Origin of the sequence: Streptomyces sp. NPDC090499 (assembly GCF_044769305.1) — a bacterium.
Classification (GTDB): Bacteria; Actinomycetota; Actinomycetes; order Streptomycetales; family Streptomycetaceae; genus Streptomyces.
The window spans coordinates 14580-27314 of sequence record NZ_JBIVXP010000023.1; the positions used below are offsets into that span (position 1 = coordinate 14580).

Below are 12735 nucleotides of genomic sequence, written 5' to 3' on the forward strand. Positions count from 1 at the left end.
GGGAGGCCGCCCGAGGTGGAGAACCAGCCGAGGCAGGAGACCGCCACAGGCAAGGAACCAGCCGAGGCAGGAGACCGGCCGGGACAAGGGACCAGTCGGCGCAGCAACCGGCCGAGGCAGGAAAGCAAGCGGCACAAGAGACCAGCCCACGCAGCAAACCAGCCGACACAGGAAAGCAAGCGGCACAAGAGACCAGCCCACGCAGCAAACCAGCCGACGCAGGAAAGCAAGCGGCACAAGAGACCAGCCCACGCAGCAAACCAGCCCACGCAGGAAAGCAAGCGGCACAAGAGGCCAGCCGGCCCGGCAAACCAGCCGAGGCGGGAGGGCAGGCGGGGCAAGAGACCGCTCGGGGGGAGGGGGCTCGTGGGCAGGGGTTGGCTGGTTGTGTGGGTTACGGAGTCGGTGTGGGGGGCTCGCTGGTGGGTGCCGTCGGGGAAGGGGAGCCCGGCGGGTCGGTGGGGGTCGATTCGGTGGGGGTCGGGGTCGGCTCGCTCGACGTCGGTGGATCGCCGGCCGGCGATGACGGCTGGGTCGGGTCGGATGCCGTCGGTGTCGGCGTCGGCCTCCCCGCAGGGGGCGGTTTCGGCCCGCTGCGGGTCGGCGGAGCCATCCCGTAGCCGTCGATCGACACCACCGCCCCCGCCGGCGCCACCGCCACCCGCGCGCTCCAGTGCCCGGCCGGCTCCCGCAGGTGATCGACATACACCTTGATCGTGAACGACTCGCCCGGCCGGAGCGTTCCCGAGGGCCGGGAGAAGTACAGCCAGCCCGCAGTGGTGGACACCGACCACCGCACCGCCGCGTCCCCGGACGCCACGAGCGTGACCAGCGTCGTGTCGCCGTCGTTCGCGGCCGTCACCGCGAGGTGCCCCGCACCGGCCTTCCTCCGGTCGGCTCCGGTGACGCTGACCACCTCCACCGACACGTCGGCCTTGCCGTCCTTGCCGATGCGCGGCCCGGGTCTGGTGCTGGCGTTGCCGGCGTTCTCGTAGCCCCCGGCCGTGTCGCCGCCGAGCGCGTCGGGTCCCGCGGCCTCCCGCGCGGTCGCGGACGGCCCGTCGTGGCCCGCCCCCGCCGGTGAGCCCCGGTACGCCGCCCACAGGGCCAGCACCGGCGCGGCCACCACCGTGGCGACGACGGTCGTCGTGACGGCACGCGCGCGCAGCCGGTCGCGGCGGGCCGCGTGGTCCTTGGGGTCCATCGGGAAGCCGCGCCGGTCGAAGCGCGGGGCGGCGGCGCCACGCGCGCGTGGCTGGTGCGCCATGGCCACGTGCAGGGCGGCGCGGGGCGCCTCCAGGACGGGCAGCTCGGCCGGCGTGGTCATCGCGCCGGGCCACCGGCCGGGGGCGGCCCGCTCCGCGGTACGGCGGCAGCGCGGGCAGTCGTCGACGTGCCGGACCAGTTCGCGGCGCAGGGCGCTGCTGAGGACCAGCTGACTGTCGCCGGTGAGGTGGGACACGCTCGGGCAGCCGCCGGTCTCGACGACGGCGAGGGCGGCGCGGGTGCGTTCGACCTCGCAGGCGGCGGAGGCGAGCAGCTCCCGGGCACCGGCCAGGTCCATGCCGAGGACGGCGGCGACCTCGTGGGCGGCCAGGTGGTGGCGGACCGCGAGTTCGAGTGCCTCGCGCTGCTCGGGGGAGGTGCCGGCGGCTTCCGGCCAGGCGAGCAGGGCGAGTTCGCGGCGCCGCTGCTCCTGGGTGTCGGCGGGGATGTCGGCGGGGGCCACGGGGTCGGCGGCGGGGGTGGGGTGCCGGCCCGCCGCGTGGTGGGCCTGACGTTTCTGCTTGGCCTGGGCGAGCCCGCGCAGACAGGCCCAGCGGGCCAGCGCGTACAGCCAGGCCCTGCGGTCCCCGGCGGCCTCCGGGACGCGCTGGCCGCGCCGTTCGGCGAGGGCGAGGACGTCCCCGAGCGCGGCGGTGGCCGCGTCGTGGTCGCACAGCACCGAGAGGCAGTACGTGAACAGCCCGTCCAGGTACGGCTCGAAGCGGGCCGGCGGTCGCTGCGCCAGCGCACGCGCCGCCGCACGGTCACGCGCCGTGCGCGCCTCCCGGTGCGCCCGGTGTGCGCCGGTCATGCGGGGCGAGGTCTCCGGACTGATGCTCATCACCCGTGCGACCGTAGGCGGCGCCGTATGGCCCCTTCTGGCGGCTTGAGCTCTTTTAATCCGTACGGGTGAAACGATCCCTCAATCGGGGACAGGAACCTGTTCCACCGCGGCTCGTCCCCGTTCCGGCCCGGCCGGCATGGGTCCGCCCACACCTGTCACGCGGGCCACCGTGGACCCACTGTCAGTGGCGGGGGCTACGGTTTCCGCATGGCTGCCCGTACCAAGACCGCGAAGGACCGTCCGTCGTACCGCTGCACCGAGTGCGGCTGGCAGACGGCCAAGTGGCTCGGCCGGTGTGCCGAGTGCCAGGCGTGGGGGACGATCGAGGAGTACGGCGCGCCCGCGGTCCGTACGACGGCCCCCGGCCGGGTCACCACCTCTGCCGTGCCCATCGGCCAGGTCGACGGCCGCCAGGCCACCGCCCGCACCACCGGCGTCCCGGAGCTGGACCGCGTCCTCGGCGGCGGCCTGGTCCCCGGCGCGGTGGTGCTGCTCGCCGGCGAGCCCGGCGTCGGCAAGTCCACCCTCCTCCTCGACGTGGCCGCCAAGTCGGCCAGCGACGAGCACCGCACGCTCTATGTCACCGGCGAGGAGTCGGCGAGCCAGGTCCGGCTGCGCGCCGACCGCATCGGCGCCATCGACGACCACCTCTACCTGGCCGCCGAGACCGATCTGTCCGCCGTCCTCGGTCACTTGGACGCGGTGAAGCCGTCGCTGCTGATCCTGGACTCGGTGCAGACCGTCGCCTCCCCCGAGATCGACGGTGCGCCCGGCGGCATGGCCCAGGTCCGCGAGGTGGCCGGCGCCCTCATCCGCGCCTCGAAGGACCGGGGCATGTCCACCCTCCTGGTGGGCCACGTCACCAAGGACGGCGCGATCGCGGGACCGCGGCTCCTCGAACACCTCGTGGACGTCGTGCTGCACTTCGAGGGCGACCGGCACGCCCGGCTGCGCCTGGTCCGGGGCGTCAAGAACCGCTACGGCGCCACCGACGAGGTCGGCTGTTTCGAACTGCACGACGAGGGCATCACGGGCCTCGCCGACCCGAGCGGACTCTTCCTGACCCGGCGCGCCGAACCGGTCCCCGGCACCTGCCTGACCGTCACCCTGGAGGGCCGCCGCCCGCTGGTCGCCGAGGTGCAGGCGCTGACCGTGGACTCGCAGATTCCCTCCCCGCGCCGGACCACGTCCGGCCTGGAGACCTCGCGGGTGTCCATGATGCTGGCGGTGCTGGAGCAGCGCGGCCGGATCAGCGCGCTCGGCAAGCGGGACATCTACTCCGCGACGGTCGGCGGGGTGAAGCTCTCCGAGCCCGCCGCCGACCTGGCCATCGCCCTGGCCCTGGCCTCCGCCGCCAGCGACACCCCGCTGCCGAAGAACCTGGTCGCGATCGGCGAGGTCGGCCTCGCGGGCGAGGTCAGACGGGTCACCGGGGTCCAGCGCAGGCTCGCGGAGGCGCACCGGCTCGGCTTCACGCACGCGCTCGTGCCGGGCGATCCCGGCAAGATCCCGGCGGGCATGAAGGTCCTGGAAGTCGCGGACATGGGGGACGCGCTGCGGGTGCTGCCGCGCTCCCGTCGTCGAGAGGCCCCACGGGAGGCGGAGGAGCGCCGGTAGACTTTGCCCTGGTCTCGCCCGTCCGTACGAACCGAGTGCGGGGACGGCAGCGCCTCAGAACCTGCGACCCGAGGAGTGCAGTGGCAGCCAACGACCGGGCAGGAGCTCCCGGAAAGTCCGGTGGGAGTGCCGGTTCCGATGGCCTGATGCGCGCCTCGCTGAGCGCCGTGGCTCCGGGCACGTCCATGCGGGACGGCCTGGAGCGGGTCCTCCGCGGCAACACGGGCGGACTCATCGTCCTCGGCTTCGACAAGACGGTCGAGTCGATGTGCACGGGCGGTTTTGTGCTGGATGTCGAGTTCACGGCGACCCGGCTGCGCGAGCTGTGCAAGCTAGACGGCGGCATCGTGATCTCCTCCGACCTGTCGAAGATCCTCCGGGCGGGCGTGCAGTTCGTGCCCGACGCGACGATCCCCACGGAGGAGACGGGCACCCGGCACCGCACCGCGGACCGCGTCTCCAAGCAGGTCGGGTTCCCGGTGGTCTCGGTCTCCCAGTCGATGCGGCTGATCGCGCTGTACGTCGAGGGGCAGCGCCGCGTCCTGGAGGACTCGGCGGCGATCCTGTCCCGCGCGAACCAGGCGCTGGCGACCCTGGAGCGGTACAAGCTCCGCCTGGACGAGGTCGCGGGGACGCTGTCGGCGCTGGAGATCGAGGACCTGGTGACGGTCCGGGACGTGTCCGCCGTCGCCCAGCGTCTTGAGATGGTCCGCCGGATCGCCACGGAGATCGCCGAGTACGTGGTCGAACTGGGCACCGACGGGCGGCTGCTCGCCCTGCAGCTGGACGAGCTGATCGCCGGGGTGGAGCCCGAGCGTGAGCTGGTGGTCCGGGACTACGTGCCCGAGCCGACGGCGAAGCGCTCCCGCACGGTCGACGAGGCGCTGTCCGAGCTGGACGCGCTGAGCCACGCGGAGCTGCTGGAACTGCCGACGGTGGCGCGGGCGTTGGGGTACACGGGGTCGCCGGAGGCGCTGGACTCGGCGGTGTCGCCGCGCGGCTTCCGGCTGCTGGCGAAGGTGCCGCGGCTGCCCGGGGCGATCATCGACCGGCTGGTCGAGCACTTCGGGGGCCTGCAGAAGCTGCTCGCTGCGAGCGTCGACGACCTGCAGACCGTGGACGGGGTCGGCGAAGCGCGTGCGCGCAGCGTGCGCGAGGGGCTGTCGCGGCTGGCGGAGTCTTCGATCCTTGAGCGGTATGTCTGATTTAGCCGATTAGCCCGCCGGGTGGGCTTGTACGGCGGCTGCGGCCCGGTGGGGGTTGCTCGCGCAGTTCCTCCCCCAGCCTTCGGCCGGGGGTGCCCCCAGCGCCCCTTACGGGGCGCTGCAGCCGCGTCAGCTCCATAGCTGCGGGCAGTCGTGCCGCTGGGGCGGCACGGGTGGGCGCTGGGGAAGGCACCCGGCAGGCGTCGGTGAGCGTGCTCACCCCGCGGCTCGGCCTAGTCCGCCGCCAGTACGAAGGATGCCTGGGCCTTCGTGAACCCCGGTGCCGTCGCCTCCAGCAGGTACGTGCCCGTCCCGGCCGAGCCCGCCGCAGGCGTCGCGCACTGGGGGGCGCTCGGCTTGCGGTCCCACTTCAGGGTGTACGTGATGCTGCTCCCGGACGGCACCCGGTACCACCGGCTCGCCGCCGTCTTCGGGCAGTCCGCCGACGACCAGTAGGTGTCGTCCGCGCTGGCCTGCGTGATGGTCAGCACCGCGTTCTTCGGCCCGAGGTCGATCTTGCAGTCGCTGGACGACGTGCTCTTCGCGGTGAGCTCGAAGGTCGGCGTCTGCTCGGGCGAGTACGAGTTGTGCAGGCTCCGCAGCGTCAACGCGACCGATCCGGCGGTGCAGTTGGGCAGCGAGGAGGTCCCCGGCAGCGAGGCGACCGTACCGCCGGACCCGGACGTCACGTCGCCCCCCGAGCCGGTGGAACCGCCCGAACCGCCCGAACCGGCCGACGTGCCGCCGCCCGAACCGGCCGAACTCCCGCCGTCGTCACCGGAACCGGAGGTCGAACCGGAACTCGAACCGGAGGTCGATCCGGAACCGCCGCCCGAACCGCTCCCGCCCGACCCGTCCCGGCCGCCCGGTGCCTGGCTGATCGCCGGCCCGCTGCCGGACGGCCCCGGCGTGATCGTGGACACGGGATTCTTGCCGTTCGCCCCGTCGTCGCCCTTCTTGCCGCCTCCGCCGCCGGACGTGACGACCCAGACGATCAGCAGCGCCAGCACGGCGACCACGGACACCATGACGACCCTCCGTCGCCAGTAGATGGAGGAGGGAAGCGGCCCGACCGGATTGCGCAGAGATCCCACGGCGCAAACTGTACGAGAGATCCGTGCAGTTCCTCGCCCCACCCGCCGCCCAAACCTCAACTTTTCCGGATCATCATTTCGGCAACTCCCGTCAGCGCGGCCACCCTTCGCCGCGCGCGGCGTCAACCCCGACTCCGCCGCGCCCTCGCCGCGAACCACGTCCACCCCACCCGTCGCCGGACGTGGCAGGATCGGAAGGGCCATGACTGAGAAGCTTCACACCCCTGTGATCGCCTGGTTCGACGCCCACGCCCGTGACCTCCCCTGGCGCCGCCCGGAGGCGGGCCCGTGGGGTGTGATGGTCAGCGAGTTCATGCTGCAGCAGACCCCCGTGAACCGGGTCCTGCCCGTGTACGAGCAGTGGCTGGCCCGCTGGCCGCGCCCCGCCGACCTCGCCGCGGAGGCGCCCGGCGAGGCGGTCCGCGCCTGGGGCCGGCTCGGCTACCCGCGCCGCGCCCTGCGGCTGCACGGCGCCGCGGTCGCCATAACGGAACGGCACGGCGGGGACGTACCGACGGATCACGCGCAGCTGCTGGCCCTGCCGGGCATCGGCGAGTACACCGCCGCGGCGGTGGCCTCGTTCGCGTACGGGCAGCGGCACGCCGTGCTGGACACCAATGTGCGGCGGGTGTTCGCGCGGGCGGTGACCGGTGTGCAGTACCCGCCGAACGCCACCACCGCCGCCGAGCGCAAGCTCGCCCGCGAGCTGCTGCCCCCGGACGAGAAGATCGCCGCCCGCTGGGCCGCCGCCTCGATGGAGCTGGGCGCGCTGGTGTGCACGGCGAAGAACGAGACGTGCCAGCGGTGTCCGATCGCCGGGGAGTGCGCCTGGCGGCTGGCCGGCAAGCCGGAGCACGAGGGGCCGCCGCGGCGCGGGCAGACGTACGCCGGTACCGACCGGCAGGTGCGCGGCAAGCTGCTGGCCGTCCTGCGGGAGGCGCACACGCCGGTGCCGCAGACGGCGCTCGACCGGGTGTGGCACGAGCCGGTGCAGCGGGCCCGCGCGCTGGACGGGCTGGTCTCGGACGGCCTGGTGGAGCCGCTCGCGGGCGGCCTGTACCGGCTTCCGCTGAGCTGACGTACAGGCACATCACAGGAGCAGGGGCTCTGTTACGGCCCCACCGCACCCCCACCTCCGTACCAGATCGCCGCATAGCCGGGCATAAGCCTGTGCCCGCTTACCCCGAACCTACTTCCGTTACACAACCGACGGACAGCCGATTGCTACCCGAAGGCTGCTCCGCACAGCCCCGTGACAACGGGTCCGTAGCTTCGTTTCTGTGCCCGCCAGGACCGCGGGACGGCAGGAACTCAGGCGCAGGGCCGGGGAAAACGGGGATCGGGAGGCGGTTGATCATGGCGCAGGGCGAGGTGCTCGAATTCGAGGAGTACGTCCGCACTCGACAGGACGCGCTGCTGCGCAGCGCCCGCCGGCTGGTCCCGGACCCGACGGACGCCCAGGACCTGCTGCAGACGGCGCTGGTCCGGACGTACGGCCGCTGGGAGACCATCGAGGACAAGAGGCTCGCGGACGCCTACCTGCGCCGGGTCATGATCAACACGCGGACCGAGTGGTGGCGGGCCCGGAAGCTGGAGGAGGTCCCGACCGAGCAGCTGCCCGACGCCCGCGTGGAGGACTCCACCGAGCAGCACGCGGACCGTGCTCTCCTCATGGACATCATGAAGGTGCTGGCTCCGAAGCAGCGCAGTGTCGTGGTGCTGCGACACTGGGAGCAGATGTCCACGGAGGAGACGGCCGCCGCCCTCGGCATGTCGGCCGGAACGGTCAAGAGCACGCTGCACCGGGCGCTCGCCCGGCTCCGCGAGGAGCTGGAGTCACGCGACCTCGACGCACGCGCGCTGGAGCGTGAGGAGCGGGAGCGTTGCGCGGCCTGACCGGCACAGGGCCCAGCAGGGGCCCGGCGAGTGCACAGGCGGTGATCACGGCGACGGCCGTGCTCGCCGCCCTCGCCCTTTTCGCCGCGGCCTGCGGCACCGGCGGCACCGGAGCCCGTGACGAGGGCCCGGCGCACGCCGGCTCGGTCGCGCCCGCCCCGGCCGCCAAGGCCCCCTCACCCAACCCGTCGCAGACGTACGAGAAGGTCGACGCGGTCGCCCTGGTGAAGGCCGACCCGGCCGTCTCGGCCACGGTGAAGCGGGACCTGAAGCCGTGCTCGGGCGACGAGTACCCCGTCGACGTGACGTACGGCGAGCTGACCGGCGGCCCGGTCGAGGACATCGTCGTGAACGTCCTGACCTGCGGTGACGCGGTCGGGGTCGGGGCGTACGTGTACCGCAGGGAGAGCGGCGCCTACAAGAACGTCTTCAAGGCCGAGGAGTCCCCGGTCTACGCGGAGATAGACCGGGGCGACCTGAGCGTGACCAAGCAGGTGTACGAGAAGGGCGACCCGGTGTCGAGCCCCTCCGGCGAGAACGTGATCACCTACGGCTGGTCCGGGGGACGGTTCGTCCAGGAGGACTTCCACCACACCGACTACGGCAACGCGGCGGGCAGCGACGACGACGCCACACCGGTGCCCTCCCCGGCCAACTGAGCCCGCCGACCAGCCGCACCCACCGTACCCACCTGATCCCCCCACCGACCACCGACCACCGAGAGAGCCGGGATGGCAGACCAGACCCACGTCCTGTTCGTCGAGGACGACGACGTCATTCGCGAGGCCACCCAGCTCGCCCTGGAGCGGGACGGCTTCGCGGTGACCGCCATGCCCGACGGTCTGTCGGGCCTCGACGCCTTCCGCACCGACCGGCCCGACATCGCCCTGCTGGACGTGATGGTCCCGGGCCTGGACGGGGTGAGCCTGTGCCGGCGCATCCGTGACGAGTCGACCGTCCCGGTGATCATGCTGTCGGCGCGGGCCGACTCGATCGACGTGGTGCTGGGCCTGGAGGCGGGCGCCGACGACTACGTCACCAAGCCGTTCGACGGGGCCGTCCTGGTCGCCCGGATCCGGGCGGTGCTGCGCCGCTTCGGGCACGCGAGCGGCGGCGAGAAACCGCACGTGGACGCGGCGGAGCTGACGGGCGGCCTGCTCACCTTCGGCGACCTGGAGATCGACACCGAGGGCATGGAGGTGCGGCGGGCCGGGCAGCCGGTCGCGCTGACGCCCACCGAGATGCGGCTGCTCCTGGAGTTCTCCTCGGCCCCAGGGACCGTGCTCTCCCGCGACAAGCTGCTCGAACGTGTCTGGGACTACGGCTGGGGCGGGGACACCCGCGTCGTCGACGTCCACGTGCAGCGGCTGCGCACCAAGATCGGCCAGGACCGGATCGAGACGGTCCGCGGTTTCGGCTACAAGTTGAAGGCCTGAGCGAGGCGGTCATGCGGGGGTTCTCCAGCCGGTACCGGGGTCCGGGGTTGCGCACCGGACTCAGATGGAAGCTGAGCGCGGCGATCGCGCTGGTCGGCGCGCTGGTCGCGATCGCGTTGAGCCTGGTGGTGCACAACGCCGCCCGGGTCTCGATGCTGGACAACGCGCGCGAGCTGGCCAACGAGCGGCTGCAGATCGGCCAGCGCAACTACGAGCTGTACGGGAGGGCGAACTTCCCCGACGTCAAGGTCGACGACCCACGGCTGCCGCCCGCCCTGCGCGAGCGGGTCGACGCGGGCCGCCGGGCGACCGACGTCATCGACCACGGCAGCGGCGCGCCGGACATCTGGGCCGCGGTGCAGGCCAAGGACGGGCGGGTGCTGTCCCTGCACAGCACCTTCGCCAACCGCAGCAGCGACGTGCTGAGGGACCTCGACCAGGCCCTGGTCATCGGGTCCATCGCGGTCGTCCTCGGCGGCAGCGCGCTCGGCGTGCTGATCGGCGGGCAGCTCTCGGTCCGGCTGCGCAAGGCGGCGGCCGCGGCCAACCAGGTCGCCCAGGGCGAGCCGGACGTACGGGTGCGGGAGGCGATCGGCGGGGTCGTACGGGACGAGACCGACGACCTGGCGCGGGCCGTGGACGCCATGGCGGACGCGTTGCAGCAGCGCCTTGAGGCCGAGCGGCGGGTGACGGCCGACATCGCGCACGAGCTGCGTACGCCGGTGACCGGCCTGCTCACGGCGGCCGAGCTGCTGCCGCCGGGCCGTCCGACCGAGCTGGTCCTGGACCGGGCGAAGGCGATGCGCACCCTCGTCGAGGACGTGCTGGAGGTGGCCCGGCTCGACAGCGCCTCCGAGCGGGCCGAGCTGCAGGACATCATGCTGGGCGAGTTCGTGGCCCGGCGGGTGGCCGCGAAGGACCCGGAGATCGAGGTGCGGGTGGTGCACGAGTCGGAGGTCACCACCGACCCGCGCCGGCTGGAGCGGGTGCTGTTCAACCTGCTCGCCAACGCGGCCCGGCACGGCAAGCCGCCCATCGAGGTGACCGTCGAGGGCCGGGTCATCCGGGTCCGCGACCACGGCCCCGGCTTCCCCGAGAAACTCCTCGCCGAGGGGCCGAGCCGCTTCCGCACCGGCAGCGAGGACCGGGCCGGCCAGGGCCACGGCCTGGGCCTGACCATCGCGGCGGGCCAGGCCCGCGTCCTGGGCGCCCGCCTGACCTTCCGCAACATCCGCCCGGCCGGCGCACCCGCGCACATCCCGGCGGAGGGTGCGGTGGCCGTCCTGTGGCTCCCGGAGCACGCCCCGACGGCCACCGGCAGCTACCCGATGCTGCCCGGGCCGACCCAGACGGGGAGCCGCTGACCCTCAGGTCGAGGCCACCAGGAGTTCCTCGCCGCGGGACGGGCGGAGTCCGTCGGTGCGGTCGGCGAAGTAGCGGTCGGCGAGCTCCTCCGCCGGGACGTGCCGGGTCTCCCGGAAGCCGGCCTCGCGGGCCAGGGCCACGATCCGCTCGGGCGCGTAGAAGCTCAGGAAGGGCGTGCCGGAGGCCCGCGCGCCCCGCTGGGCCACCCGCAGCTGCTCCTGCTGGTCCGGCTCGACGTCCTCGATCGGCCGCAGGAACGTCGTGACCAGCGTCGACCCGGGGGCGAGCCGCGCCAGGTGCCGGAAGGTGGCGGCGACGGCGTCCTCCGTGAGGTACATCGTGACCCCGGTGGACGCGACCACCGCCGGCCGGCGCGGATCGAACCCGGCGGCCACCAGCTGCCCCCACCAGTCGCCCTCGAAGTCCACCGGAACCAGCGTCAGCCAGTCGGGCACCCCGTATCCCAGCTCGGTCAGCCGCCGCCGTTTCCAGGCCACGGCCCCGGGCCGGTCCGCCTCGAACACCCGCAGCCCGGCGGCCACCGCGTCGGCGGCCCGGCGCTGCGCGAAGGTGTCGAGCCCGGCGCCGAGGACGAGGTACTGGTCCACCCCGCCGCGCCCGGCCCGGACCACCACCAGATCCTCCACGAACCGCGCCCTGGCCACGATCGACGCCCGGGTCCGCCGGGTCGCCTCGACGTCCATGTCCGGCCGGTCCCGCCAGCCCCCGCCGTCCTGGGCGTCCGGTGCGGCGAGCCGCAGCCCGACCTCGTCCTCGATGACGTGCGGCGGCGCGTCGGCGCGCAGGTGCAGCGCCCGCCACAGTGCCGTGCGGACGGCGGTGTGGTCGGGCCCGGTCTCCGTCGGCATGCTCAGAACTCCTTGGAGAAGTCGAGCTCTTCGCTCCGCTCGGTCAGCGAGTACCAGTTGCCGTTGTCGTCGCGGAAGATCGCCTCGACGCCGTAGGGCCGTTCCTTGGGCTCCTGGACGAACTCGACGCCCCGTGCGCTGAAGGTCTCGTAGTCGCCGCGGCAGTCGTCCGTGCGGAAGGCGCCGGCCCCCATGACCCCCTTGGCGACCAGCCTGCGCAGCGCCTCGGCGGACTCGGGGTCCAGGCCCGGTCCGTCCAGGCGCATCAGGGCGAGTTCGACACCGGGCTGGTCCTTGGCGCCCACGGTGATCCACCGCATGTCGCCCATCGCGATGTCGTCGCGCACCTCGAAGCCGAGCTTCTCGGTGAAGAAGGCCTTGGTGCGCTGCTGGTCGAAGGTCCACACGGTGGTGATGGCCAGGCCCTGGATCATGCTTCCGCTCTCCTGCCTGCCCGGCCTCGGTACTTCAGCCGGGCGGTCGCTGTTCCTGACCGTCACCGTAGGCAGCCGGGGCCGGGCCGCGCTTCTCGGAAGTTGCGCTTCTGACCGGGAACCCGCCGGCCCAGAGCAGGGCGTAGCAGCCGGGGATGAGGGAGGCGCCGCGACCGACGTGTGCGGTCCGGTACTCGGTGGGGCTGAGCCCGGTGCGGGCCTTGAACCTCGCCGAGAAGGTGCCGAGGCTGCTGAAGCCGACCAGGTGGCAGATCTCGGTGACGCCGAGGTCCGCGCTGCGGAGCAGCTCCTCCGCCCGCTCGATCCTGCGGTGCGTCAGGTACTGGCCGGGGGTCTCGCCGTACGCCGCCTTGAAGGCCCGCAGGAAGTGGTACCGCGAGTACCCGGCGTGCGCGGCGACCGCGTCGAGGTCCAGCGCCGGGTCGGCCCAGTCCCGGTCCATGGCGTCCTTGGCGAGGCGTAGCTGCCGCAGTTTGTCCACGGGGCCAAGGGTAGGAAACCGGCCCGTCCGGCGCTTGCGGACGAGGCCGGAAGCCGATGACGCGGGGGGCGCGGGGGGGGGGGGCCCCCCGCCCCCCCCCCCCCCCCCCCCCACCCCCCCCCCCCCCCCCCCCCCCCCCCCCCCCCCCCCCCCCCCCCCCGCCGCCCCCCCGCCCCCCCCCCCGCCCCCGGCGCGGGGCGCCCGGCG

General features: G+C 73.5%; 12 protein-coding genes. 7 read left to right on the forward strand and 5 right to left on the reverse strand.

Features of this window, described 5'->3' with window-relative positions:
- Positions 1–394 precede the first annotated feature (394 nt).
- Positions 395–2110 carry a hypothetical protein gene (locus ACIQVL_RS44870; RefSeq protein ID WP_403478410.1) on the reverse strand — a complete coding sequence of 572 codons (1716 nt, stop codon included), beginning with the start codon at positions 2108–2110 and terminating at the stop codon, positions 395–397.
- A 207-nt stretch (positions 2111–2317) separates the two neighbouring features.
- Here ACIQVL_RS44870 and radA point away from each other — a divergent pair, with 207 nt between their 5' ends.
- Both radA and disA read left to right on the forward strand, forming a co-directional pair.
- On the forward strand, positions 2318–3727 hold the full coding sequence (radA, locus tag ACIQVL_RS44875; protein WP_403445522.1) for a DNA repair protein RadA: 1410 nt from the start codon (positions 2318–2320) through the stop codon (positions 3725–3727).
- An 80-nt stretch (positions 3728–3807) separates the two neighbouring features.
- Complete coding sequence (disA, locus tag ACIQVL_RS44880) at positions 3808–4932, forward strand: DNA integrity scanning diadenylate cyclase DisA (RefSeq protein ID WP_351714154.1); 1125 nt, start codon at positions 3808–3810, stop codon at positions 4930–4932.
- A 233-nt stretch (positions 4933–5165) separates the two neighbouring features.
- Here disA and ACIQVL_RS44885 read toward each other — a convergent pair whose 3' ends face one another.
- The gene (locus ACIQVL_RS44885; protein ID WP_403478411.1) at positions 5166–6026 is read right to left on the reverse strand and encodes a hypothetical protein; all 861 of its coding nucleotides are present in this window, start codon (positions 6024–6026) and stop codon (positions 5166–5168) included.
- A 202-nt stretch (positions 6027–6228) separates the two neighbouring features.
- On the opposite strand from ACIQVL_RS44885, the gene ACIQVL_RS44890 reads away from it, so the two are divergent.
- The 5 genes from ACIQVL_RS44890 to cseC all read left to right on the forward strand — a co-directional run bounded on the left by ACIQVL_RS44890 (position 6229) and on the right by cseC (position 10722).
- Positions 6229–7104, forward strand: coding sequence for an A/G-specific adenine glycosylase (locus ACIQVL_RS44890; RefSeq protein ID WP_403445516.1), 876 nt, complete (start codon positions 6229–6231; stop codon positions 7102–7104).
- Between the two features lie 278 nt (positions 7105–7382).
- Complete coding sequence (locus ACIQVL_RS44895) at positions 7383–7922, forward strand: SigE family RNA polymerase sigma factor (RefSeq protein WP_351317777.1); 540 nt, start codon at positions 7383–7385, stop codon at positions 7920–7922.
- Complete coding sequence (locus ACIQVL_RS44900; RefSeq protein ID WP_403445514.1) at positions 7910–8581, forward strand: hypothetical protein; 672 nt, start codon at positions 7910–7912, stop codon at positions 8579–8581. Before ACIQVL_RS44895 ends, ACIQVL_RS44900 begins: the two co-directional genes overlap by 13 nt.
- 72 nt (positions 8582–8653) lie before the next feature.
- Positions 8654–9358, forward strand: coding sequence for a two-component system response regulator CseB (gene cseB / locus ACIQVL_RS44905; protein WP_403445511.1), 705 nt, complete (start codon positions 8654–8656; stop codon positions 9356–9358).
- An 11-nt stretch (positions 9359–9369) separates the two neighbouring features.
- Positions 9370–10722: a two-component system sensor histidine kinase CseC gene (cseC, locus tag ACIQVL_RS44910; protein ID WP_403445508.1), complete on the forward strand. Its 1353-nt coding sequence runs from the start codon at positions 9370–9372 to the stop codon at positions 10720–10722.
- A 3-nt stretch (positions 10723–10725) separates the two neighbouring features.
- Here the strand turns inward: cseC and ACIQVL_RS44915 are convergent, their stop codons facing one another.
- From ACIQVL_RS44915 to ACIQVL_RS44925, 3 genes are read right to left on the reverse strand one after another with little or no spacing between them, the layout of a single operon-like run.
- The gene (locus ACIQVL_RS44915; protein WP_403478412.1) at positions 10726–11592 is read right to left on the reverse strand and encodes a class I SAM-dependent methyltransferase; all 867 of its coding nucleotides are present in this window, start codon (positions 11590–11592) and stop codon (positions 10726–10728) included.
- Positions 11593–11594: 2 nt separating this feature from the next.
- The gene (locus tag ACIQVL_RS44920; protein ID WP_403445503.1) at positions 11595–12026 is read right to left on the reverse strand and encodes a VOC family protein; all 432 of its coding nucleotides are present in this window, start codon (positions 12024–12026) and stop codon (positions 11595–11597) included.
- Positions 12027–12060: 34 nt separating this feature from the next.
- Complete coding sequence (locus ACIQVL_RS44925) at positions 12061–12519, reverse strand: helix-turn-helix transcriptional regulator (RefSeq protein ID WP_403478456.1); 459 nt, start codon at positions 12517–12519, stop codon at positions 12061–12063.
- Positions 12520–12735 lie beyond the last annotated feature (216 nt).

Coding starts and splice junctions, on each gene's coding strand:
- ACIQVL_RS44920 (WP_403445503.1), bottom strand. CDS start 12,026: ATGATCCAGGGCCTGGCCATCACCACCGTGTGGACCTTCGACCAGCAG.
- ACIQVL_RS44915 (WP_403478412.1), bottom strand. CDS start 11,592: ATGCCGACGGAGACCGGGCCCGACCACACCGCCGTCCGCACGGCACTG.
- cseB (WP_403445511.1), top strand. CDS start 8,654: ATGGCAGACCAGACCCACGTCCTGTTCGTCGAGGACGACGACGTCATT.
- cseC (WP_403445508.1), top strand. CDS start 9,370: ATGCGGGGGTTCTCCAGCCGGTACCGGGGTCCGGGGTTGCGCACCGGA.
- ACIQVL_RS44895 (WP_351317777.1), top strand. CDS start 7,383: ATGGCGCAGGGCGAGGTGCTCGAATTCGAGGAGTACGTCCGCACTCGA.
- ACIQVL_RS44890 (WP_403445516.1), top strand. CDS start 6,229: ATGACTGAGAAGCTTCACACCCCTGTGATCGCCTGGTTCGACGCCCAC.
- radA (WP_403445522.1), top strand. CDS start 2,318: ATGGCTGCCCGTACCAAGACCGCGAAGGACCGTCCGTCGTACCGCTGC.